General features: G+C 74.6%; 18 protein-coding genes. 12 read left to right on the top strand and 6 right to left on the bottom strand.

The features are described 5' to 3' along the window. Window positions 1–71: 71 nt before the first annotated feature. Window positions 72–452 carry an OB-fold nucleic acid binding domain-containing protein gene (locus OG994_RS16875; protein WP_120331874.1) on the top strand — a complete coding sequence of 127 codons (381 nt, stop codon included), beginning with the start codon at window positions 72–74 and terminating at the stop codon, window positions 450–452. Window positions 453–474: 22 nt separating this feature from the next. Beyond that, on the top strand, window positions 475–1158 hold the full coding sequence (locus OG994_RS16870) for a DUF3159 domain-containing protein (RefSeq protein ID WP_120331875.1): 684 nt from the start codon (window positions 475–477) through the stop codon (window positions 1156–1158). 55 nt (window positions 1159–1213) lie between these two features. Here OG994_RS16870 and OG994_RS16865 read toward each other — a convergent pair whose 3' ends face one another. Together OG994_RS16865 and OG994_RS16860 are read right to left on the bottom strand one after the other, a co-directional pair. Next, entirely contained in the window at window positions 1214–1903 is a 690-nt protein-coding gene (locus OG994_RS16865) for a potassium channel family protein (RefSeq protein ID WP_328850289.1), read from the bottom strand. Between the two features lie 2 nt (window positions 1904–1905). After that, window positions 1906–2571: a potassium channel family protein gene (locus OG994_RS16860; RefSeq protein ID WP_328850288.1), complete on the bottom strand. Its 666-nt coding sequence runs from the start codon at window positions 2569–2571 to the stop codon at window positions 1906–1908. A 158-nt stretch (window positions 2572–2729) separates the two neighbouring features. On the opposite strand from OG994_RS16860, the gene OG994_RS16855 reads away from it, so the two are divergent. The 4 genes from OG994_RS16855 (at window position 2730) to dxs (ending at window position 9300) form a co-directional block, all read left to right on the top strand. Beyond that, window positions 2730–4802: an APC family permease gene (locus tag OG994_RS16855; protein WP_328850287.1), complete on the top strand. Its 2073-nt coding sequence runs from the start codon at window positions 2730–2732 to the stop codon at window positions 4800–4802. Further along, window positions 4795–6039, top strand: a complete 1245-nt coding sequence (locus OG994_RS16850; RefSeq protein WP_328850286.1) for a class I SAM-dependent RNA methyltransferase — start codon at window positions 4795–4797, stop codon at window positions 6037–6039. The genes OG994_RS16855 and OG994_RS16850 overlap by 8 nt, the downstream gene beginning before the upstream one ends. Window positions 6040–6082: 43 nt before the next feature. Then, window positions 6083–7261, top strand: a complete 1179-nt coding sequence (locus tag OG994_RS16845; protein ID WP_328850285.1) for an anhydro-N-acetylmuramic acid kinase — start codon at window positions 6083–6085, stop codon at window positions 7259–7261. An 83-nt stretch (window positions 7262–7344) separates the two neighbouring features. After that, window positions 7345–9300 carry a 1-deoxy-D-xylulose-5-phosphate synthase gene (dxs, locus tag OG994_RS16840; protein WP_120331880.1) on the top strand — a complete coding sequence of 652 codons (1956 nt, stop codon included), beginning with the start codon at window positions 7345–7347 and terminating at the stop codon, window positions 9298–9300. Window positions 9301–9423: 123 nt separating this feature from the next. Here dxs and OG994_RS16835 read toward each other — a convergent pair whose 3' ends face one another. After that, window positions 9424–10617 (bottom strand): hypothetical protein, encoded by a 1194-nt coding sequence (locus OG994_RS16835; RefSeq protein WP_328850283.1) that lies wholly within the window; start codon window positions 10615–10617, stop codon window positions 9424–9426. Window positions 10618–10780: 163 nt separating this feature from the next. Here OG994_RS16835 and OG994_RS16830 point away from each other — a divergent pair, with 163 nt between their 5' ends. After that, the gene (locus tag OG994_RS16830; protein WP_328850282.1) at window positions 10781–12739 is read left to right on the top strand and encodes a hypothetical protein; all 1959 of its coding nucleotides are present in this window, start codon (window positions 10781–10783) and stop codon (window positions 12737–12739) included. A gap of 66 nt (window positions 12740–12805) precedes the next feature. Here OG994_RS16830 and OG994_RS16825 read toward each other — a convergent pair whose 3' ends face one another. After that, window positions 12806–14704, bottom strand: a complete 1899-nt coding sequence (locus OG994_RS16825; protein WP_328853733.1) for a hypothetical protein — start codon at window positions 14702–14704, stop codon at window positions 12806–12808. 76 nt (window positions 14705–14780) lie between these two features. On the opposite strand from OG994_RS16825, the gene OG994_RS16820 reads away from it, so the two are divergent. Then, window positions 14781–16106: an outer membrane protein assembly factor BamB family protein gene (locus OG994_RS16820; protein WP_328850281.1), complete on the top strand. Its 1326-nt coding sequence runs from the start codon at window positions 14781–14783 to the stop codon at window positions 16104–16106. After that, window positions 16103–17407 carry an outer membrane protein assembly factor BamB family protein gene (locus OG994_RS16815; protein ID WP_328850280.1) on the top strand — a complete coding sequence of 435 codons (1305 nt, stop codon included), beginning with the start codon at window positions 16103–16105 and terminating at the stop codon, window positions 17405–17407. Before OG994_RS16820 ends, OG994_RS16815 begins: the two co-directional genes overlap by 4 nt. Window positions 17408–17443: 36 nt before the next feature. Here the strand turns inward: OG994_RS16815 and OG994_RS16810 are convergent, their stop codons facing one another. Further along, window positions 17444–18661 carry a peptidase C39 family protein gene (locus OG994_RS16810; protein ID WP_328850279.1) on the bottom strand — a complete coding sequence of 406 codons (1218 nt, stop codon included), beginning with the start codon at window positions 18659–18661 and terminating at the stop codon, window positions 17444–17446. A gap of 139 nt (window positions 18662–18800) precedes the next feature. On the opposite strand from OG994_RS16810, the gene OG994_RS16805 reads away from it, so the two are divergent. The 3 genes from OG994_RS16805 to OG994_RS16795 all read left to right on the top strand — a co-directional run bounded on the left by OG994_RS16805 (window position 18801) and on the right by OG994_RS16795 (window position 21372). Further along, complete coding sequence (locus tag OG994_RS16805; RefSeq protein WP_120331893.1) at window positions 18801–19469, top strand: response regulator transcription factor; 669 nt, start codon at window positions 18801–18803, stop codon at window positions 19467–19469. Then, the gene (locus OG994_RS16800) at window positions 19466–20695 is read left to right on the top strand and encodes a sensor histidine kinase (RefSeq protein WP_240033244.1); all 1230 of its coding nucleotides are present in this window, start codon (window positions 19466–19468) and stop codon (window positions 20693–20695) included. Before OG994_RS16805 ends, OG994_RS16800 begins: the two co-directional genes overlap by 4 nt. Window positions 20696–20961: 266 nt before the next feature. Continuing rightward, window positions 20962–21372 carry a VOC family protein gene (locus OG994_RS16795; protein WP_328850278.1) on the top strand — a complete coding sequence of 137 codons (411 nt, stop codon included), beginning with the start codon at window positions 20962–20964 and terminating at the stop codon, window positions 21370–21372. 53 nt (window positions 21373–21425) lie between these two features. Here OG994_RS16795 and OG994_RS16790 read toward each other — a convergent pair whose 3' ends face one another. Beyond that, window positions 21426–22484, bottom strand: coding sequence for a hypothetical protein (locus OG994_RS16790; protein ID WP_192902302.1), 1059 nt, complete (start codon window positions 22482–22484; stop codon window positions 21426–21428). Window positions 22485–22645 lie beyond the last annotated feature (161 nt).

Here is a 22645-nt window from a genome sequence, read left to right as displayed (position 1 = left end):
GGTCCCGGCGATGTCGGGGCCGGGCCAGCGCCGGCTCCGCCGGCCAGCGAGGAGAGGACGACGCGGAGGTCATGACCACCGACGAGAGCCGGGGGTCGCTGCGGCGGATCCTGCACCGGCTCACGGCGAGCGAGGCCGAGATCGAGGCGCAGGAGCTGCAACGGGAGAGCGCCGAGTGCGGCGGTGTCCCGGCGCGGCAGTGCTCCCGCGGGCAGGTGGTGTCGGTCAGCGGGCGGCTGCGCACGGTCGTCTACACCCCCCGCACGAACCTGCCCACCCTGGAGGCCGACCTCTACGACGGCAGCGACGTGGTGACGCTGGTCTGGCTGGGGCGGCGGCACATCGCCGGCATCGAGCCGGGCCGGCACCTGACCGCACGTGGCCGGATCGCCGTACGGGACGACCGCAAGGTCATCTACAACCCGTACTACGAGCTGGACCAGCCCAAGTGACCGCGCGGACGAACGGGAGCCGATGACCACCGGACAGCACCGGGCCGCCCAGCCGGAGATCGAGCCACCGGACGAGGAGCAGCTGCCCACCATCGCCGAACAGGTGGCCGAGCAGCTCGGCGGCTTCCGCGGCCTGGCCGAGTCGAGCATCCCCGTGGTGGTCTTCGTGATCGCCAACATCATCGGCGAGCTGCGCCCCGCGGTGATCGCCTCGGTGGCCGTGGCGCTGCTGATCGCCGCCGTGCGGCTGGTCCAGCGCCGCCCGATCCGGCACGCGGTCAACGGCCTCTTCGGCATCGCCATCGGCGCGGCCATCGCCTGGCGGACCGGCGACGAGCGGGACTTCTACCTCCCCGGCATCCTCTACGGGGTCGGCTACGGGCTCGTCCTGCTGCTCTCAGCCGCCATCCGTCAGCCGCTCGTGGGGTGGCTCTGGTCGGTGCTGGTCGCCAAGGGACGCTCGGAGTGGCGGGACGACCCACGGCTGGTGCGCACGTTCACGGCGCTGACCGTGCTCTGGGGTGTCGTCTGGCTGGCCAAGGTCGGCGTGCAGGCCGGGCTGTACCTCGCCCACCAGGACACCGCGCTCGGCGTGGCCCGGCTGGTGCTCGGCTACCCGCCGTACGCCCTGCTGCTGCTCATCACCGTCTGGACGGTGCGCCGGGTCACCCGGGAGCCGGAGCCGGAGCCGCTGGCCGGCAGCTGACGCCCGGCGCGTCGGGCCGCCCGCCCGTGGCGCGGGCGGGCGGAAGCCGTGAGCGTCAGCGCTCCTCGCGGGTGCGCTCCACGCTGTCCGGCCCGAGGACCACGGCCCGGACGGCGTCCTCCACCTCGGCGGTGCACACGAAGATCAGCTCGTCGCCGGCCTCGATCGGGTCGTCGGGGCTGGGCACCAGCACCCGCTTGCCACGGAGGATGGCCACGAGCGCCGAGTCCCGGGGCAGCGGCACCGCGTGGAGCGGCTGGCCGACGTACGGCGCGGTCGGCGGCAGGGTGATCTCCACGAGGTTCGCCTCGCCCTGCCGGAAGGTCATCAGCCGGACCAGGTCGCCGACCGTCACCGCCTCCTCGACCAGCGCGGCCATCACGCGCGGCTTGCTCACCGCCACGTCGACGCCCCACTGCTCGGTGAAGAGCCACTCGTTCTCCGCCCGGTTGACGCGGGCCACCACGCGGGGCACCGCGAACTCGGTCTTGGCGAGCAGCGACACCACCAGGTTGACCTTGTCGTCGCCGGTGGCCGCCACGACCACGTCGCAGCCGGCGAGGTCGGCCTCCTCCAGGCTGGCCAGCTCGCACGCGTCGGCCAGCACCCAGTCGGCGTCGGGCACCCGGTCCGGCCGCAGCATCTTCGGCTGCCGCTCGATCAACATCACCTGGTGGCCGTTCTCGATCAGCTCCTGGGCGATCGAGCGCCCCACGTTGCCGGCGCCGGCGATGGCGACCCGCATGGCTAGTGCCCTCCTTCCGGCGGCGCCGACGCCACCGACGTGACCGTCGCCACGATGTCGTCGGTGACCAGCATGAAGACCTGGTCACCCTCCTGCACCACGGTGGACGTGGTGGGCAGCGTGCCGATACCGAAGCGGATCAGGTAGGCCACCCGTGCCCCGGCCGCCTCCTCCAGGGCGCGCACCGGCCGGCCGATCCAGTCCTTGTGCACGGGCACCTCGACGATCGACACGGTGCTGGTCGGGTCGCGGAAGATCTCCACGTTCCCCTCCGGCACCAGGTGCCGCAGCATCCGGTCGGCGGTCCACCGGACGGTCGCCACGGTGGGGATGCCGAGCCGCTCGTAGACCTGGGCCCGCCGCTGGTCGTAGATGCGGGCGGCGACCCGGGACACGCCGAACGTCTCGCGGGCCAGCCGGGCGGAGATGATGTTCGAGTTGTCGCCGCTGGAGACCGCGGCGAACGCGTCGGCCCGCTCGATGCCGGCCTGGCGCAGCACGTCACCGTCGAAACCGGCACCGGTCACCGTGATCCCGGCGAAGTCCGGGCCGAGCCGCCGGAAGGCGTCGGCGTCGTGGTCGATCACCGCCACCGAGTGCCCCCGGGACTCCAGGCTGTGGGCGAGGGTCGACCCGACCCGCCCGCAGCCCATGATCACGACATGCACGCTTCCCTCCCAAGGTGCGTACCCGTCCGCGCGGACCCGTCGGGTGCGAGCCTGCCACGTCCCCGCGGGGAACGAGGACCGACGGTACCGCGCCGGTGCGCGCGGCGATGATCGCCCACCCCGGCACCTCCGTCCCCCTGGACGTACCCTTGGCGTTCGTGGCCAGTCCCACCTCGCTGCTGAAGCGGCTGCTCGTCGGTCGACCGTTCCGGTCCGACCGGCTCCAGCACACCCTCCTGCCGAAGCGCATCGCGCTGCCCGTCTTCGCCTCCGACGCGCTGTCCAGCGTCGCGTACGCCCCCGACGAGATCCTGTTGACCCTGTCGATCGCCGGGGCCTCGGCGTACGTCTTCTCGCCGTGGATCGCGCTCGCGGTCGTGGTGGTCATGCTGACGGTGGTGGCCAGCTACCGGCAGAACGTGCACGCCTACCCCTCCGGCGGCGGCGACTACGAGGTGGCCACGGTCAACCTCGGACCCAAGTTCGGCATCGGGGTGGCCAGCGCGCTGCTGGTCGACTACGTGCTGACGGTGGCCGTGTCGGTCTCCTCCGGGGTGGCCAACCTCGGCTCGGTGGTGCCGTTCGTGGCCACCCACAAGGTCATGATCGCCGTGATCGCCGTGGTGCTGCTGACCGCCGTCAACCTGCGTGGCCTGCGCGAGTCCGGCACGGCGTTCGCCATCCCCACCTACGGCTTCGTGATCGTGATCGGCGGGATGCTGCTCACCGGTCTCATCCGGGTCTTCGTCCTCGGCCACGAGCTGCGGGCACCCAGCGCCGACCTGGTCATCCAGGCCGAGCACAGCGTGACCGGGTTCGCGCTGGTCTTCCTGCTGCTGCGCACGTTCAGCTCGGGCGCCGCCGCGCTCACCGGCGTCGAGGCGATCTCCAACGGCGTACCGGCGTTCAAGCCGCCCAAGAGCCGCAACGCGGCCACCACCCTGCTGCTGCTCGGCGTGATCGCCGTGAGCATGCTGGTCGGGATCATCTGGCTGGCCCGGTTGACCCACCTGCAGTTCGTCGAGGACCCGGCGGCGCAGATCGTCTCCGGCCCGGCCGGGTACGAGCAGAAGACGGTCACCACCCAGCTCGGCGAGGCGGTCTTCGGCTCCGGGTCGATCCTGCTGTACGTGGTGGCCGGGATCACCGCGCTCATCCTCTTCCTGGCCGCGAACACCGCGTTCAACGGGTTCCCCGTGCTCGGCTCGATCCTCGCCCAGGACCGCTACCTGCCCCGACAGCTGCACACCCGCGGCGACCGGCTGGCCTTCTCCAACGGCATCCTCTTCCTCGCCGCCTTCGCGATCGTGCTGATCGTCGGTTTCCAGGCCGAGGTCACCCGGCTCATCCAGCTCTACATCGTCGGGGTCTTCGTCTCGTTCACCCTCTCCCAGGCCGGCATGATCCGGCACTGGAACCGGCACCTGAAGATCGAGCGGGACCCGGAGGCGCGCCGGCGCATGCACCGGTCCCGGGCCATCAACACGTTCGGCATGGGGCTGACCGGGACGGTCCTGGTGATCGTGCTGATCACGAAGTTCCTGCTCGGCGCCTGGATCGCCATCGCCGCGATGGCGGTGATCTACCTGCTCATGCTGGCGATCCGCCGGCACTACGACCGGGTCGCGCGGGAACTCGCGCCGCCGGACGAGGGTCGGGCCGTGCTGCCCGCCCGCAACCACGCGATCGTGCTCGTCAGCAAGCTGCACCAGCCGACGCTGCGGGCGATCGCGTACGCGCGGGCGACCCGGCCCGACACCCTCACGGCGGTCACCGTGAACGTCGACGAGAAGGACACCCGGGACCTCCAGGAGGAGTGGGAGCGGCGGGAGCTGCCCGTGCCGCTCACCGTGATCGACTCGCCGTACCGGGAGATCACGCGCCCGATCCTCGACTTCGTGGCCAACACCCGCCGGGAGTCCCCGCGCGACGTGGTCACCGTCTTCATCCCGGAGTACGTGGTCGGCCGCTGGTGGGAGAACCTGTTGCACAACCAGAGCGCGCTGCGGCTCAAGACCCGGCTGCTGTTCGAGCCGGGGGTGATGGTGACGAGCGTGCCGTGGCAGCTCGCCTCGACCGCCAACAAGGACCTGTCCCGGCTGGACGCCACGCTCTCCCGTGGCCCGGCCCGCGGGCCGCGGGTGGCGCCGCGCAGCACCCTGCCGCCGACGGTCCCGCCGGTCGTGTCGGCGCCGCCGGGCGAGTCCGGGCCGGGCGACGGCCGTGGCTGAGCCGGCAGCCACGCCCGGGCTGGCCGAGGCGGAGCGGGTCGAGCTGACCGTGGGCCCGGTGGCCCCCGGCGGGCACTGCGTGGCCCGGGTGGACGGGCAGGTGGTCTTCGTCCGGCACGCCCTGCCCGGTGAGCGGGTCGTGGCCGAGGTGACCGAGGTGCACCGGGGGTTCGTCCGCGCCGACGCCGTGACGGTCATCGAGGCGTCGCCGGACCGGGTCGAACCACCCTGCCCGTACGCCCGGCCGGGCCGCTGCGGCGGATGCGACCTGCAGCACGTGGCGCCGGCGGCGCAGCGGGAGTGGAAGGCCGCCGTGGTGCGCGAGCAGCTGTCGCGGCTGGGCGGCCTCACCGACGCCGAGGTGGACCGGCTCGGCGTCCGCGTCGAGGCGCTGCCCGGCGGGCCGCTGGGCTGGCGCTCGCGCGTCCGGTACGCGGTGGACGCCGCGGACCGCGCCGGCCTGCTGAAGCACCGCTCGCACGAGGTGGTGCCGATCGACCGCTGCCTGATCGCCCACCCGGCGATCCAGCGGCTGCCCGTGCTGCCCGCGAGCGGGGCCCGCTGGCCGGACGCCGAGGCCGTGGAGACGGTGGCCTCGACCGGCGGCGACGTGGCCGTGTCGACGGTGGCCGGCGGTGTGGCCACCACGGTCGAGGGGCCGGCCACGGTCCGCGAGGTGGCCGCCGGCCGGGAGTGGGCCCTGCCCGCGTCCGCCTTCTGGCAGGTGCACCCGGCGGCGGCCGACACGCTGGTCGCCGCGGTGCTGGAGCTGCTGGAGCCCCGCCCGGGGGAGGTGGCGTGGGACCTCTACGGCGGTGCCGGGCTGTTCGCCGCGGCGCTGGCCGGCCGGGTCGGCGACGCCGGGCGGGTCACCCTGGTCGAGGCGGCGGCCCAGGGCGTCGCCGCCGCCCGGGACAACCTGCGTGACCTGCCCCGGGTCGAGGTGGTGGCGGCCCGGGTGGAGACCGCGCTGGCCCGGCGGCGCATCACCGGCCCGGTCGACGTGGTGGTGCTCGACCCGCCGCGTACCGGTGCGGGCGCCCGGGTGGTCCGCGAGCTGGTCGCCGCCGCGCCCCGGGCGGTCGGCTACGTGGCCTGCGACCCGGCCGCCTTCGCCCGGGACGTCCGCACCTTCGCCGGGCTGGGCTGGCGCCTGGCCGCCCTGCGCGGGTTCGACCTGTTCCCGATGACCCAGCACGTCGAACTGGTGGGGCTGCTGCTGCCGCCCGAGCGTTGACCGGGACCCGTTCCCTACCGGATCCGTCAAGAAGGGCCCTTCCGTGAAGATCGTCGGGTTGATGTCGGGGACGTCGTACGACGGGGTGGACGTGGTCGCCGCCGAGTTCACCGTCGAGGGGGACACGCTCTGGCTGCGGCCGCTCGGGCACCGGGGCCTCGACTACGACGAGGAGCTGCGGGAGCGCATCGGCGAGCTGCTGCCACCGGCGGCCACCACGATCGAGGCGGTCTGCCGCCTGGACAACCGGCTCGGCGAGGTCTTCGCCGAGGCGGCGGCGGTCGGGCTGGACCTCGCCGGCGGCGGAGTCGACCTCGTGGTCTCGCCCGGGCAGACGGTCTTCCACTGGGTGCAGGACGGTGTGGCGCGGGGCACCCTCCAGCTCGGCGCGGTGGCCCGGGTCGCCGCGCGGGTCGGCGTACCGGTGCTCAGCGACCTGCGGTCGGCCGACGTCGCCGCCGGCGGGCAGGGCGCGCCGCTCGTGCCGGCCTTCGACGCCCTGCTGCTGGCCCCCGACGAGGCCGCGGCGGCCGGGGGCGCGCCGCGGGCCGCGCTGAACCTCGGCGGGATCGCCAACCTCACCGTGGTCGCACCGGGCGCGCCGGTGCTCGGGTACGACGCCGGGCCGGCCAACGCGCTGCTCGACGCCGCGGCCCGCCGCCTCCTCGGGCAGCCCTGCGACCGCGACGGCGCCCGCGCGGCGGCCGGTCGGGTGCACCCGGGGCTGCTCGCGGCGCTGCTCGCCGAGCCGTACTACGCGGCTCCCGCCCCGAAGTCGACCGGCAAGGAGCTGTTCCACGCCGGCTACCTCGACGAACGGCTCGCGGCGCTGGGTGAGCCGGTCGCGGCCGACGACGTGCTGGCCACGCTCACCGAGCTGACCGCCCGGGTGGTGGCCGCCGAGTGCGACCGGCACGGCGTCGTCGAGGTGATCGCCGCCGGCGGCGGGGTGCGCAACCGGACGCTGTGGGAGCGGCTCGCCGCGCTGGGCGCCGGCCGCTGGCGGTTGCGGACCACCGACGAGCTGGGCGTGCCGGCCCAGGCCAGGGAGGCGTACGCCTTCGCCCTGCTGGGCTGGCTGTCCTGGCACGGTCTGCCCGGCGCGATCCCGTCGGTGACCGGGGCGGCCCGGGCGGCCGTCCTCGGCTCCTTCACCCCCTCCGGGCCCGGCCCCCGAGCGACGCCGGTGCCGCCGCCGCGCCGGCTGCGGATCCGTCCCTGAGCAGGCGCTGGGGTCGTCGCGTCGGGCGGGGGGAACGTCGGGCCGGGCTGCGGAGTACCGGATGGCCGATAGACTCTGCGGTCATGAGTGTTGAAGAGGGCACGGCCGACCACGGCCGGCTGCTGGCCACGGTGCGAAGTCCGCAGGACGTCAAGCGGATGTCCACCGAGCAGCTGGGCATCCTCGCCGCCGAGATCCGTGACTTCCTGATCGCGAAGGTGTCCCGCACCGGGGGGCACATCGGGCCCAACCTCGGTGTGGTCGAGCTGACACTCGCCCTGCACCGGGTCTTCGACTCGCCCCGCGACCGGCTCCTGTTCGACACCGGCCACCAGGCGTACGTGCACAAGATCATCACCGGCCGGCAGGCCGGGTTCGACCGGCTGCGCCAGCGTGGTGGTCTCTCCGGCTACCCCAACCAGGCCGAGAGCGAGCACGACCTCATCGAGAACTCGCACGCCTCGACGGCGCTGTCGTACGCCGACGGCCTCGCCAAGGCGTACGCGCTGCGCGGCGAGCACCGCGCCGTGGTCGCCGTCGTCGGTGACGGCGCGCTGACCGGCGGCATGTGCTGGGAGGCGCTGAACAACATCGCGGCCGCCGGCAACCCGCTGGTGATCGTGGTCAACGACAACGGCCGCTCGTACGCGCCGACCATCGGCGGCCTCGCCGACCACCTCTCGTCGCTGCGCCTCAACCCGGGCTACGAGAAGGTGCTCGACACGGTCAAGGAGGCCCTCGGCTCCACTCCGCTCGTCGGCAAGCCGATGTACGAGGTGCTGCACGCGGTCAAGAAGGGCATCAAGGACGCGGTCGCCCCGCAGGCCATGTTCGAGGACCTCGGCATCAAGTACGTGGGTCCGGTCGACGGGCACGACGTGGCCGCCGTCGAGTCGGCGCTGCGCGCGGCGAAGAACTTCGGCGGTCCGGTGATCGTGCACGCCGTCACCCGCAAGGGCTACGGCTACCGCCCCGCCGAGGAGGACGAGGCGGACTGCCTGCACGGCCCCGGCGGCGCGTTCGACGTCGAGACGGGTCAGCTGGTCGCCGCGCCGTCGGTGAAGTGGACCCACGTCTTCGCCGACGAGCTGGTCGCGATCGCCGACGAGCGGCCCGACGTGGTGGGCATCACGGCCGCGATGGCCGAGCCGACCGGCATCGCCACCCTGGCCCGGAAGTACCCGGAGCGGGTGTACGACGTGGGCATCGCCGAGCAGCACGCGGCCACGTCGGCGGCCGGCCTCGCCATGGGCGGCCTGCACCCGGTCGTGGCCGTCTACGCGACGTTCCTCAACCGGGCCTTCGACCAGGTGCTGCTGGACGTGGCGATGCACAGGCTGCCGGTGACCTTCGTGCTGGACCGGGCCGGCGTCACCGGCCCGGACGGGCCGAGCCACTACGGCATCTGGGACATGTCCGTCTTCGGGGTGGTGCCGGGCCTGCGGATCGCCGCGCCCCGGGACGCCGCCTCGCTCCGCGAGGAGCTGCGCGAGGCGATCGGCGTCGACGACGGCCCCACCGTGATCCGCTTCCCCACCGGCACGGTGGCCGCCGACCTGCCCGCCGTACGCCGGATCGGGCCGGTCGACGTGCTGGCCGAGTCGACGCGTACCGACGTGCTGCTGGTGGCCGTCGGCGCCTTCGGCCACCTCGGCATGGAGGTCGCCGCCCGGGTCGCCGAGCAGGGCTACGGGGTGACCGTGGTCGACCCGCGCTGGGTCCGGCCGGTCCCCGCGGAGCTGGTCGAGCTGGCCGCCGGGCACCGGCTCGTGGTCACCGTCGAGGACGGTGTGCGGGTCGGGGGCGTCGGTGACGCCCTCGGGCAGGCGATGCGTGACGCCGACGTCCGGGTGCCGCTGCGCGACCTCGGCGTGCCGGCGGACTGGCACCCGCACGGCACCCGCGCGCAGATCCTCGCCGACCTCCGGCTCACCGCGCAGGACGTGGCCCGGGACGTCACCGGCTGGATCTCCGGGCTGGACGGCGTGCCGGTGGACCCGGTGCGGGTCACCGCCGACGACACGGCCGCGCAGAACTGACGCGTACGGCGGCGGGCGGTCCCGGTCGGGGGCCGCCCGCCGTCGCGTACGGCGGCGGTGTGAGCCGGCCGCGGCGGGTGGGTCGCCCGCGGCCCGGTCTGGGTGGCGGCCGCCCGGCGCCGGTCAGCGGCCGCCGACCGACCGGTAGTGCGTCTTCTCCGCGGCGGCCAGGCTGACCGTCAGGCGGCGCTCCGGTTCCAGCAGCACCGCGAGCCCCGGCCGTTGCAGCACGAGGGGGGTGCCCGGCGGCACCGACAGCGAGCTGTCGCGGGCGGGCCGCCAGGTCAGCACGATCAGCGGCTGGTCGGGAACCGGCAGCCGGTACGCCTGGAGCGCGTCCACCCGGTCGGCGGGGGAGACCACCGGGGCGCCGCCGCCGGGCGGCCGGTAGACCACGGCGGTCATCGTGTCGGTGGCGCTCTCCCAGGTCAGCTGCTGAAGGTCGCCGGCCTCGCCCCGACCCAGGGTCAGCTCGCCGAGCGACCGGAGGGTCACCTTCGCCATCGGCCACGACTCTGGCACCGAACCCGGCGCGTCCCGGTCGCCGATCCGCCGGGGCATGCTGCCGAACGGCCCCTCCTCGCCGGCGAGCGCGCACGTGTCCAGGCCGGCCAGCGCGCGCCGGCCGGCGCCGCTCTGGTCGCGGACCAGGGGGTAGCGCGGGTCGGTGACGCCGGTGCCGAGGTCGAGCAGGCGCTCCGCGGCCCGGCCCCCGGGCACCGACTCGGTGGAGCGCAGGGTGGCCGTCACCGGGACGGCCCGGCACTCCGGCACGTCGGCGGGGTCGCTGATGCCGTCGGTGGTCGACAGCGCCCGGCCGTCCGGGCCGAGCAGTCGTTGCACCCGGTTGGACACCAGGTAGCGGCGCCCCGCCGAGGTCCACACGGGCAGCACGTCGGAGTAGACGAGGTAGCCGGGGTCGGTGTACTCGGCGGCGCGCGTGACCGCGTACCGGCCGCCGTCGCCGGTGAGCTGGAGCAGCCAGGAGGCGGCGTGGCCGGGCACGTCGGCGGCCACCAGGGCCAGCGGGGCACCGTCCACCTCGCCGGCGAAGAGGATGCCGGAGGTGGGCAGGTGCACGCGGTCGTCGGTCGGTGAGCGCCAGTCCCCTACGGCGTCGGTCACGGCCGCCGTGACCGACGCGTCGCCGGCCAGGCCGCCGCGGGGCGGCCAGACGGGGAGCGAACCGTCCAGGCTGTCGTAGCCGACGCGCAGGTCGCCGGGCTGCCGGTCGGCGACCGGACCGCAGGCCGTCGCGGCCAGCAGCACGGCCAGCAGTGCGGTGGTCGTCCTAGCGCTCCGGCGGACTGGAGCCACCTGTACGCCCCCGATCGTCGCGTGCCAGTCGGAAGCGTCATAGTACGAGATGTCCGACGAGTGCGGCCGAGCGCCGCCGGACCGCCGCGCGCGGGACCGGCCCACAAGGGACCGACCGCACGGTTTTCGTGCTTTATCACCTCTCGGGTAGACTCCGCCGACTGTGACGCCTGCCGAGTCCCGCGCCGCATCCGCCCTGGATACCGACGCCGTCGCGGGCGTCCGGACGGAGCCCGTGGTGGACGCCGCGAGCGACGGGGCAGCCACGGTGGTGTCCACCGTGGACCGGCCGCCGGCCGCGCGCGTCGCCGGGTCACCGGCCGGTGCCACCGAGTCCGCGGATCCCCCCGCGACGGTCGTCGACGCCCCCGCCCGACGATGGCGGTGGACGCGCCGCCGCCTGGACCTCGCGGTGTACGGCCTCTTCCTGCTCGCCGCGCTCTGGGTGACCAGTCGGATCTGGATGGACCCGGCCGGCCGGGTCGCCTCGCTCTACAGCAGCGACCCGGCGCAGGTGCAGTTCTTCCTCGCCCACTCGGTACGCGTCGTGCTGCACGGCGAGTTCCCGTTCTACACCGACCAGTTCAACTACCCCGACGGGGTCAACCTGATGGCCAACACGGCCATCCTGGCCCTCGGCATCCCGATGGTGCCGGTGACCCTGCTCTTCGGACCGGCGGTCTCGTTCGTGCTGCTGGTCACGCTCGGTCTCGCCGGCACCGCCGCGGCCTGGTACCGGATGCTGTCCCGGCACGTGGTCCGCAACCCGCTGGCCGCGGCCGTCGGCGGCTGGTTCTGCGGGTTCTCGCCGGCCATGCTCTCGCACGCCAACTGGCACCCGAACATCATCAGCCAGTACCTGCTGCCGTTCATCGTGTGGCGGGTGCTCGTGCTCACGCGCTCGCGACGCCCCGTCCGCGACGGTGTGCTGCTCGCGCTGCTGGTCACCGTGCAGGCGTTCATCAACGAGGAGATCCTTCTCTTCACGGCGCTGGCCTGCGGGGTGTTCCTGCTCGCCGTGGTCGTGCAGGAGCCGGCCCGCTGGTCGGCGGCGTGGCGGCCGCTGGCCGTCGGGTTGTCGGCGTGCGCGGTGCTGGCCGGTGCGCTGCTCGCGTACCCGCTCTACATCCAGTTCGCCGGCCCGATGGCGTACCACGGGCTCAGCGACGCGGTACGCGACTACGGCAACGACATCGCCGCCTTCTTCGCGCCCGGCTCACCCACCCTCGGCGGGAACGAGCGGGCGAACGCCAACCTCGCCCCGAACTACTCCGAGGAGAACGCGTTCTTCGGGTGGAGCCTGGCGCTGCTCGCCGTCGGCATCGTGCTCTGGCTGCGCCGGGAGGTGCTGGTCCGCGCCCTCGCGGCGACCGGCGTCGTCTTCGCCGTGCTCTCCCTCGGCGAGCGGATCTCCTGGTGGCACCGGGAGGTGGTCACCGGCCCGTGGGAGTGGCTGGTGCGGCTGCCGTTGCTCGACGCGGTGGTGCCGACCCGGTTCGGCCTCATCACCTCGGTCATGATCGGCATCCTGCTGGCGCTGGCCGTCGAGCGGGCCTGGTCGCTGCCGCTGGCCGACCGGCGTACCGTGCGGACGCTCACCGTCGCCGGCCTGGTGCTCGCGCTGCTGCCCATCGCTCCCATGCCGCTGCGGGTGGTGTCCCGCCCGCCGGTGCCGGAGTTCATCACGGCCGACCGGTGGCGGGCGTACGTGGGACCGGACCAGACGCTCGTGCCGATCCCGGTGCCCAGCATGGGCAACACCAACGGCATGCGCTGGGCGGCCGCCACCAACCTCGACTTCAAGATCCCGGGCGGGTACTTCCTCGCCCCGCGCAACGGCAACACGGGCGACCCGGGACGCTTCGGCGGGCGCCCCAGCGGCGTGGGCCGGCTGCTGGAGGAGGTGGCCACGACCGGACGTACGCCGGAACTGGACGACCGGCAGCGGCGCCGGTCGCTGGACGAGCTGCGGCGCTGGCGGGCGGCCATCCTCGTGCTGCCGGTCGGTCAGCAGAACGCCGAGCCGCTGCGGCGTACCGTCGAGCAGCTGGTCGGTCCCGGTCGCCGCGAGCTGGACGTGTGGGTCTGGGACGTGCGGGCGCTGACCGGCCGTCCGTCCTGATGGCGACGGGCACCGCCGCGCCCGACCGTCGACACGCTGGCCGAACTGGAGGCTGACCCGCGCGGGTCAGCCGACCAGCGGGCGGACGTCCCAGAGCCAGACGTCGTCCACACGCTGCGGCGGGCCGAGCAGGCCGGTCATCAGTTCCCGCAGCACCGTCTCGTCCGGGTGGGCGCCGAGCACCACCACGGAGGCCCGCCACCACCGCAGGTCCTCGATCGCCTGCCGGCGGTTCTCGTCGGTGAGCGCCGGCACCGTGCCGGAGTCCATCGTGGAGTAGATGAGGCTGCTGGTGGGGCGGTTGGGAGCGCCGAAGACACCCTCGCCGCGCTCGTTGGGACCGATGAAGTACCCGCCCGGGATCGGGAACTCCTGGCCCGCGAGGACGCTCCACCGCAGCGTCGGCAGGCCGTGCACGTTGCTCGGGATCGGCACGGGCACCAGCGTCCGTCCGGCGGGGACGTACGGGCGCCAGCCGCCCGCCGTGATGAAGTGCGGTGGCGGGTCGACGGGTTGGGCCGGCAGCGGTCGCGGGAACAGCGGCAGCACGGCGAGCGCGATGGCGGCGTACCCCACGGGGCGCCGCCACCGGCGGACGGCGGTCTCCGCGCGGCCGGGTTCGCCGCCGCGCTGGACGGGCACCAGCCCGCCGGCCGGGCGGCCGGCCGGGGAGAGCGCGTCCCAGGCGAGGGCGAGCAGCACGCCCACCGCCGCGGTGACCACGAGGGCGAGCCGGGTCGGCATCATCATCTCGACCAGCGGCAGGTCGTCCGGGATGTAGTGCCAGGGACCGTTCACCGTGGTCTCCTCGCCGTTCAGCCGGATCCGCGGGCCGAGCGCGGCGACGGAGAAGACCACTGTCAGCACCGCGAGGATCCGCGCCACCAGCGACCGCCGGACCAGCAGCACGAGGGCCACCACGGCGACCAGCACCAGCGGCCACCCGAACCAGGTGTTCTGCTCGGTCAGCCCGATGGTCTGCTCGACGGCGGGATCACCGGCCAGCGTGTCGCGGGGGAAGGTCACGAAGGCGGCCAGGTCCTCGCCCCAGTTGTGGAACACCCCGCCCTGCAGGCCACGGTAGGACTGCGGCCCGTTGAACTGGAACCAGATGGGGTACGCCGTGAGCAGCAGCGCCAGCCCGCCGGCCACGCCCAGCCCCGCGGCGAACCGCCCGGCCACCGCCCGCGCCGCGGCCGGCCGCTGCACGGCGTACGCGAGCACGACGACGAGGCAGGCCAGCGCCGTGAGCAGGAGCATCTCCTCGTTGATGAAGATCTGGTACGCGACCAGCAGGCCGAGCACCACCCCGTTGCGCCGCCACCGGCCGGCTTCGCCGAGGCGCAGCACCCGCACCACGATCAGGGGCAGCAGGAAGTTCGAGACGAAGTTGGGCTGGCCGTTGGCGTGGTGCACGACGCCCGGCGCGAAACCCAGGAACGCGCCGCCGAGGAAGGCCGCCGCCCGGGAGCGCACCAGGTGCCGGGAGAGCATCCAGTAGCTGGTGGCCGCGGTGGCGGCGAGCGCGCCGCCGAGGTAGAGGGCGTACATCACCTGGGGGCCGAGCAGCATGGTCAGCGGCGCCAGCGGCAGCGTCACCCCGAGCAGCGACGTGTTCGCCATCATGTTCACCCCGAGCGGGGCGTTCTGACGGGTGGTGAACAGCGGGTTCTCCAGGTGGCGCACCGAGTACGCCCCGTGGGTGAACAGCCACTCGAACCAGCTGTGGTCGGTGGGCAGGTGCGAGGACACCCGCCCCTGCACGTCCCCCCAGTAGTGCAGGCAGACGAAAACCCCGAGCACCACATAGGCTCCGAGGGCCAGCACGTCGGCACGGGCCGGTCGGCGCCGGGCCCGTCGCGTCGGACCGACCTCGGTCGGGTCGGTGTCGGCAACGGGACTCAGCGAGGGTTCTACCACCGGCACGGCCACGACGCGCCATCGTACAGGCCGGATGCGGGGCATTTGCCGGGCCGGTGCGGCCACGGCCGGTTTGCCGGACGTGCGTCTCCGTCGCGGCGGGGGTGACGGGAGGAAGGCCATGATGGTCATCGACCTCGGCGAGGTGCGCGACGGTCCGCTCCCGGACGAACCCCCGCCCCGGTCCCGGACGCGGCCGGCTCGACGTCCTCTGTGGACGGCACTGGTCGCGCTGGTCGTGGCGGCGGGGCTCGCCGCCGACGGACCGGCGCCCGCCCGCATCGCCTCCGTGCTGCCCGGCTCACCCACCGGCCAGGTGTTCTTCGCGGACGACCTGATCCTCGTCGTCTCGCCGGTCTCGGGCCCGGGCAGCCCCCGTGAGGTGGTCGCCTACCCGCTCCCCGAGCACCCGACCGGTGCCGCCCAACGACCCGAGCCCCGCTGGCGGACCCCGCTGCCGATCACCGGCGACCCCTGGCGGGCGCAGACGAGCCACGGGTCGATCCTGTTCACGAGCAGCAGCGACGACCACCCGATCGGCGAGACGACGATGCTGGACGCCCGGACGGGGCGGCTCGGGTGGCAGCTGCCCGGCGCCGGTGAGGTCGACGGCGCCGGGCGGCTGCTGCTCGCGGATTCCCCGTACCTCCCGGACCGCACGGTGCGGGCGGTGGACGTCGTCAGCGGGCGGACGGTCTGGTCGGCGCCCGCACCCGACAAGGGCGTGCTGCACCACCGCCGGCCCGGTGCGGTCGACCAGGTGGTGCTGGCCGGGCCCGACGGTGGCGTCGAGGTGCGCGACGCCGCGACCGGCGAGGTGCGGCACCGGGCCGACCTCGGGCCGCTCGACGTGGACGCTCCGCTCCAGGTGATCGGCGACCTGCTCGTGCACGTCGACAGGCGGGCGGCCACGATGACCGCCCGGGACCTGGACGGGCTGGGACGGCGCTGGTCGGTCCCGCTGCCGTGGGCCGTGTCGTACGTGGACGACTGCGGGGCGCTGGTCTGCGCGGTCCCGGAGTCCGGCGGCGGGCTCCAGGCGTTCGACGCGACGACGGGTGCGCTCCGGTGGACGTCGGCGGAGTCCGAGACGCTGGTCACGCGCTGGTGGGGCGGGCCGCATCGGGCGGACCGCCTGCTCGTCCTCTCCAGACGGGCGGGCCCCACCACGTTCGCGGTGCTGGACGCCGCCACCGGTCGGCAGCTCGCTCAGCTGGACGCCGGCCAGCTGGTGCCGCCGGCCGACCCGGGCGGACCCTTCTTCGGCCTCCGGCGCACCGCCGACGACCGGTTGGTCGTCGTCGAGCTGGACCTCGCCGTCGCGCGTACCCGCACCGTCGACGTGATCCCCGGCGCGGCCGGCGACTGCCTCACGGGGCCGGACCTCACGCTGGTCTGCCGGCGGCCGGACCGCTCGTCGTTCGGCGTGTGGAGGTTGCCGGCATGAGCGAGCGGATGATCGACCTCGGTGAGGTGCGGCACGACCCCGGTGAGCCGGACCCGCTGCCGCGCCCGCCCCGCGCCGTCGGCCGGCCGCTGCGGTGCGCGCTGGTGCTCCTGGCCGCGCTGGTCACCCTGACGGCCGGTGCGCCGGCCGACCGACGTGAGGTCGTCGTGCTGCCGGCGCCCCTCGGCGCCCAGGCGATGGTCGTCGAGGACCTCTTCCTGGTGATCGACCCCGCCGGTCCGCAGGGCCGGCAGGGGCTGCTGCGCGCGTACCGGCTGCCGGGCGGGGAGCGGGAGTGGCAGATGCCGCTGCCGGTGCAGGGCCGGTACTGGGGGATGTCGGCGCACGACGACCTGCTGCTCGTGACCGGCTATCAGGTATTCGCCGACGATGGGCCGGGTCCCGTCACCATCGCGCTCGACCGGGCCACCGGCGGGCGGCGGTGGCAGCAGCAGGGGAGTGCGCTCCCGCTCCCCGACGGGTCGCTGCTCCTGGAGACCGGCGACGACGAACGGGGCAGGCTCCTGCGGGTCGTCGACGCCTGCTGCGGCACCGTCCGGTGGCAGCTGGACCTGCCGCCCGGGCAGCTGGACTACCGGCCCGACGAGGCGTCCGGCGCCGACCGGTTCGTCTACAGCAGGCCGGACGGCCGGGTCGAGGTGCGCGACCTCGCCACCGGCGCGGTACGCGCGAGCGCCGACCTGTGGGGGCCGGCCGACGCCGGCCAGATCATCGCGCAGGTCATCGGCGACCTGGTGCTGACCGTCGACCGCACGACCGCCACGGTCACCGCGTACGACCTGGACGGCTTCGGACGGCGCTGGCAGATTCGGGTCGACGAGCTGCTCTACGTGTCGAACTGCGGCCCGGTCCTCTGCCTGCAGGGCCGCGGGGCCGGGGTCGTGGCCGTGGACCCGGCCTCCGGGCGCCGTCTCTGGGCGGACACCCGGTGGGGCGGCGTCTGGCCGAGCGGCGACCGCCTCGTGGCGAGCGTGGTGGATAGCCACGGCGCCGGCTCCGACACCGAGCAGATCGCGGTGCTCGACCCGAGGACCGGCCGGGTCCTCGGGTGGTGGGGACGCTGGCAGCTGGCGCTGCCCGGCACGCTCGGCGACGGGTTCGTCGGCGTTCGGCCGTATCCGGGAGGCGGGCTTCTCGTCGCCGAACTGCACGACACCGACGGCACCGTCCGCCGGCTGGACGTGCTGCGGGACGCCGCCGGGGAGTGCCAGCTCGGCGGAGCCCTGCTGATCTGCCGGCGCATGGACGGCACCTACGGGCTCTGGCCGCTGCGCCGGTGACCCTCCGGCGGGCCGCCGTACGCCACGGCGTCGGTGTCACCAGTTCGGCTGCGCGGGCGCCGGGGGCAGCGGCACGTCCGGCGGGTGGATGACGTACGCCATCCCGCCGCTGCCGCGCTGCCAGGCGGCCTCGAACCGGTCCCGGGCGACGGCGCGGCGCACCGCCTCGTCGTCCGGCGCGTAGGGGTCGTTGAGCACCGGGTCCCCGCCCGCCGTGAAGCCGGCCAGCACGATCAGGTGGCCCCGCGTGTCGTAGTCCAGGCCGGGCACGTCGCCGACCCGGAAGGCCGCCGAGACCACCAGGGGGATCCCCGCGGCGATGAACGCCTCCGCCTCGGTCAGCGAGCGCAGCCGGGTGACGAACGCGTCCATCCCGTGCAGGCCGGCGTACGCGGTGTTGAACGGCCAGTTGCCGGTGCCGTCGTAGGCGTGGTCGTAGCAGTGCCGGGCGGCGTGCACCACCACCGGGCGCGGTCCGGGCGGGTCCACCCACGCGTATCGCTCGGGCGGTGGCGCGGCGTCCCAGAAGGCGAGCACCATCGACGTGCAGGTCGGGCTGCACCAGGCGTCGCCGCCACCGCCCCAGCGGGGTTGGGGGCCGTGCAGCCGCTGCGAGTAGCGGGGGACGTCCAGCACGACGCCCCGCGCGCCGCGGCCGTCCGCCGCGTCGGCCGCGTCAGGGCCGTCCGGCGTGGCGGGCGCGTCCGGTGGGCCGTCGGCGGGGGATCCGCTGGCGACGGCGCCGACCGTACGCAGCGCCGGGCCGAGGTCGCTGCCCGCCGGCCGGAGCAGGGTCACCCGGACCTGCCAGCCCGTGACGGTGGCCTCGCCGACCACGAGCGTGTCGGCGTCCACCCGGGCCGCCGGGTCGCGCTGCCCGGGCACCGAGGCGCGGCGTACGGTCCGGTCGTCGGCGGCCCAGCGGCCCAGCGTGTACCAGCCGGTGGCCGGGGCGTCCCCGTGCCAGCCGCGCAGCTCCACGTCGATCCAGCAGCCGTCCGGCGTGCGTGCCGTCCAGGAGGGGACCACCTCCGCGACGGGGAAGCCGGCCGGCACCGGAGGGGACGTCCAGCGTCCCCACTCGTACCGGTTGTCGTCGCCGTCCGGACCGGGCCGTACGCCGGCCGGCTCGGCGAGCACCAGCCCGGTCGCGCCGGCGCGCAGCCCCACGGCGGCTCCCCGTCCCTCGTCCCCAGGGAAGCGGAACCCGCGGTAGGCGATGTCCCGCGTCCGGGGCGGGGCTGCTGTGGTCATGGCACGTCCGTCCGTCGCTGTAGCCGAATGCCGGAAGCATCGCGTACGGCGAAGGTTTCCGGCAACGACGGGGCGGCGAGGGATGCTGGTTTGGCGGCCGCCACTAGGTTGTCGGGTGGTCAGCAGCGAGGAGGCCGGCATGCGGGTACTGGTGGTGGAGGACGAGCGCAACCTCGCCGACGCGATCGCGCGCGGCCTGCGCAAGCGGGGCATGGCGGTCGACGTCGCCTACGACGGTGACGCCGGTCACGAGATGGCCTTCGTCACCCGCTACGACGTCGTGGTGCTGGACCGCGACCTGCCCGGCGTGCATGGTGACCAGATCTGCGCCGAGCTGGCCGCCTCCGACACGCTGACCCGCGTGCTGATGCTCACCGCGAGCGGCACGGTGGCCGACCGGGTGGAGGGGTTGCAGCTCGGCGCCGACGACTACCTGCCGAAGCCGTTCGCCTTCGACGAGCTGGTCGCCCGGGTGCAGGCGCTGGGGCGGCGGGCCACTCCGGCCACCCCGCCGGTGCTCTCCCTGGCCGACCTGGTGCTGGACCCGGCCCGGCGGGTGGCGACCCGTGGCGGGGTGCCGGTCGACCTCACCAACAAGGAGTTCGGCGTGCTCTGCGAGCTGCTCAAGGCGCGCGGCGCGGTGGTGTCCAGCGAGGAGCTGCTGGAGCGGGTCTGGGACGCCAACACCGACCCGTTCACCACGATCGTGCGGGTCACCGTCATGACCCTGCGCAAGAAGCTCGGCGACCCGCCCCTCATCGAGACGGTGGTCGGGGCCGGCTACCGCACCGCCGAGGTGGCGGCGTGACCCCCGCCGGCGTCGCCGCGGCCCGGCTCGCGAGGACGGGCCGTCGGCCACGGCTGCGCCCCACCCTGCGCCTGCGGCTCACCCTGCTCAACGGCGTCCTGCTGGTCGGTGCGGGCGCCGTCCTGGTCCTGCTCGCCTGGTTGCTCGTCCGCGACGCGCTGCGCCCCAGCGACGAGCTGCTGCCCGGCACCACCGTGGTGCTTGCCGACGGCCGGTCGCTCGACGCCGCCCAGTGGCAGCGGCAACTGGTCGACTCGGCCTCCGGCGAGCTGCTGGCCAAGGGTCTGGTGGCGCTGCTGGCGATCGGGATCGTCGGGGTGGCCGGCGCGTACGCGGTGGCCGGCCGCGCGTTGCGCCCGCTGCACCAGGTCACCGCCACCGCCCAGCGGCTCGGCGAGGCCACCCTCGACCAGCGCATCGGCTACTCGGGCGCGGACGACGAGGTGGCCGAGCTGGCGAAGACGTTCGACGCGATGCTGGACCGGATCGCCGCCGCGTTCGAGACGCAGAAGCGCTTCGTGGCCAACGCGTCCCACGAGCTGCGCACCCCGCTCGCCGTGATGCGTACCGAGATCGACGTGACGCTCAGCGACGACGAGGCGGACATCGCCGAGTACCGGCGGATGGCCACGGTCGTACGGGACGCGTCGGAGCGCGCGAACGGTCTCGTCGACGCGCTGCTGGTGCTCGCCCGCAGCGAGGCGCAGGCCGGCCGCCAGCTCGGCCGGCGTACCGAGTGCGACCTCGCCACCGGCACCGCGAACGCGCTGTCGGCCGTACGCCGGGAGGTCGAGCGGATCGGCCTGCAGGTGCAGACGTCGCTGGAGTCAGCACCGGTCGTCGGCGACCCGGGGCTGCTGGACCGGCTGGCCGGGAACCTCGTCGAGAACGCCGTCCGCTACAACCACCTGCACGGTCGGCTCTGGGTGCGTACGGGCACCGACGGGCGGCACTCCTGGCTGGTGGTGGGGAACACCGGCTTCGAGGTGGACCCGGCCGACGTGCCCGGGCTGTTCGAGCCGTTCCGGCGCGGCGGGCGGGAGCGTACCGGCGCTCGCGGCTCCGGGCTGGGACTCTCCATCGTGCGGGCCGTCTGCGACGCCCACGGCGGCACCGTGCACGCGGTCGCCCAACCGGGCGGCGGCCTGGAGGTGACCGTCCGGCTCCCCTCGGCCGACGTCGCGCCGGCGACGCCCGGCGAGGGGCGATCCGGCGCGGCCGGGTAGGCGCTCGGCCACGGCGAGCCGGCGGCACGGCGGTAGGGGTGACGCCGTTGGGCGTGCGCCGCGCCGGGCTTGCGGCGCGGGGCTTGCGGCGCCCGGCTTGCGGCGCGGGGCTTGTGTGGCGACGCCGTAGGTGTGAGGATCATGCCGTCAGCCCGACGGACGGAAGGGGGTGTGGTTGATGTCCACCATGACCAGTCCCGCGCCCCGCCCCGGTCTCCGCTGACATCGCCGACAGGCGGGCGCGCCGACCGCTCGAAGGAGCGACCGTGAGCGCACGCATCCACAACATCGCCGTCGACTGCCACGACACGTACGCCCTGGCCGGCTTCTGGGCCGAGGTGTTCGAGTGCCCCCGCCAGCCGGAGGACCTTCCCGGCGACCCGGAGGCCAGCCTGCTGCCGCCCGGCGGCCCGATGGTGCTCTTCCTCGCCGTGCCCGAGGGAAAGACCATCAAGAACCGGCTGCACCTCGACCTGTCGCCGACCGACCGGACCCGCGACGAGGAGGTCGCGCGGCTGCTCGGCATCGGGGCGACGCACGTCGCCGACCACCGCCGGCCCGACGGGTCCGGCTGGGTGGTGCTGGCCGACCCGGAGGGCAACGAGTTCTGTGTCGTCCGCAGTGAGGCCGAACGGGCCGCGTCAGCGCCACCGGCCGGCGCCGCGCCGAGCGCCTGAGACGGCGGGGCCCCGGCCACCACGTCCGTGGTGACCGGGGCCCTCCCCGTCGCTCAGCGCTTCTCGATCTCGCCGCGCATCGTGACGAACTCGCTCGCGACCTCGTCGGCGGACTTGAAGAAGACCACGATGGCGCCGACGCTGCCCTTGTCGGCCCAGACGCACACCCCGACGGGAGTGGCGCCGGCCTTCCCGTCGCCGCAGCGGGCGTCGCCACCGAGCGGCCCGGGCGACACCGTGTCCATCTTCGTGACACCGAGCTCGGACGAGAACCCGGCGATCGCGTCGTCCAGCTCCTTCTTCGGGTCGGCCATGATCCCGGAGGCGGCGACGACCATCACCAGGTCCTGCTTGGCCGGATCCCCGTAGAAGGCGCCCACGGTGCTGGTCTCGCCCGTCGCGGTGCTCTTCACGTCGTTGACCATCTCGTCGGCGAGGGCCTGCAGCTCCGAGTCGGTGATCTTGGGGCGGCCGGCGAGCGTCTCCGGGGCGACGACCCGGGTGCGGGCGGCGTTGACCCCCTCGCTCACGTCGTCCTTGACGGCGAACCACGTGGCCAGGCCGCCACCGAGGCAGAGCACCAGCACCACGACGGCCACGATGCCGATGATCTTGCCGGCGCTCGACTTCTTCTTCGGCGGAACGGGGTTCAGCTCACCGAAGGACTGCCCGCCCTGGGCCGGTGGGAAGCCGCCCGGCTGCTGGGGCGGGTAGCCCTCGCTCTGGGGCGCCGGCGGCTGCGACGGGTAGCCCGACCCGCCCGGCTGCTGCGGAGCCGGGTAGCCGCCCGACTGGCCCGGGTACCCGCCGCCCTGCTGCGGGGCCGGGTAGCCACCCTGCTGACCGGGGTAGGCACCGCCCTGCTGGCCCGGGTGGCCGCCGCCCTGCTGGGGGTAGCCGCCCTGCTGCGGGTAGCCCCCGCCCTGCTGGCCGGGGTACGCGCCGCCCTGCTGGGGCGGGTATCCGCCGGGCTGCCCCTGCTGCTGGTGACCGCCCTGCTGGGGCGGCGGGTAGTTCCCCGGCTGCCGGGGCCCGGGGTGGCCGCCCGGGGGCGGGGGATAGGAACCGTGCCCCGAGGGCGGGGGGTAGGAATCGGCCGGCGGATACGACATGGGTCAGCTCCAGGTGAGTAAAGCGGAACACGCGATCTTATCCAGCTCGACCTGGGCTTCGCTGCCCCCGAACGGTCGGCGGTACTGCGCGTAACGGTAGCGGTGCGGCGCACCGGAGCCGGCGCGCCCCACAGAGACGATCGCGGTGACCGGCCGCGTCC

This window comes from Micromonospora globbae (assembly GCF_036184225.1).
Taxonomy (GTDB): domain Bacteria; phylum Actinomycetota; class Actinomycetes; order Mycobacteriales; family Micromonosporaceae; genus Micromonospora; species Micromonospora globbae.
This window is presented reverse-complemented; position numbering and strand designations above follow the sequence as displayed.

Excerpts from the sequence above, each read along its gene's own strand:
- OG994_RS16875 (WP_120331874.1), top strand. The coding sequence starts at position 72 with ATGACCACCGACGAGAGCCGGGGGTCGCTGCGGCGGATCCTGCACCGG.
- OG994_RS16870 (WP_120331875.1), top strand. The coding sequence starts at position 475 with ATGACCACCGGACAGCACCGGGCCGCCCAGCCGGAGATCGAGCCACCG.
- OG994_RS16865 (WP_328850289.1), bottom strand. The coding sequence starts at position 1,903 with ATGCGGGTCGCCATCGCCGGCGCCGGCAACGTGGGGCGCTCGATCGCC.
- dxs (WP_120331880.1), top strand. The coding sequence starts at position 7,345 with ATGAGTGTTGAAGAGGGCACGGCCGACCACGGCCGGCTGCTGGCCACG.
- OG994_RS16825 (WP_328853733.1), bottom strand. The coding sequence starts at position 14,704 with ATGCCCCGCATCCGGCCTGTACGATGGCGCGTCGTGGCCGTGCCGGTG.
- OG994_RS16820 (WP_328850281.1), top strand. The coding sequence starts at position 14,781 with ATGATGGTCATCGACCTCGGCGAGGTGCGCGACGGTCCGCTCCCGGAC.
- OG994_RS16815 (WP_328850280.1), top strand. The coding sequence starts at position 16,103 with ATGAGCGAGCGGATGATCGACCTCGGTGAGGTGCGGCACGACCCCGGT.
- OG994_RS16810 (WP_328850279.1), bottom strand. The coding sequence starts at position 18,661 with ATGACCACAGCAGCCCCGCCCCGGACGCGGGACATCGCCTACCGCGGG.
- OG994_RS16805 (WP_120331893.1), top strand. The coding sequence starts at position 18,801 with ATGCGGGTACTGGTGGTGGAGGACGAGCGCAACCTCGCCGACGCGATC.
- OG994_RS16790 (WP_192902302.1), bottom strand. The coding sequence starts at position 22,484 with ATGTCGTATCCGCCGGCCGATTCCTACCCCCCGCCCTCGGGGCACGGT.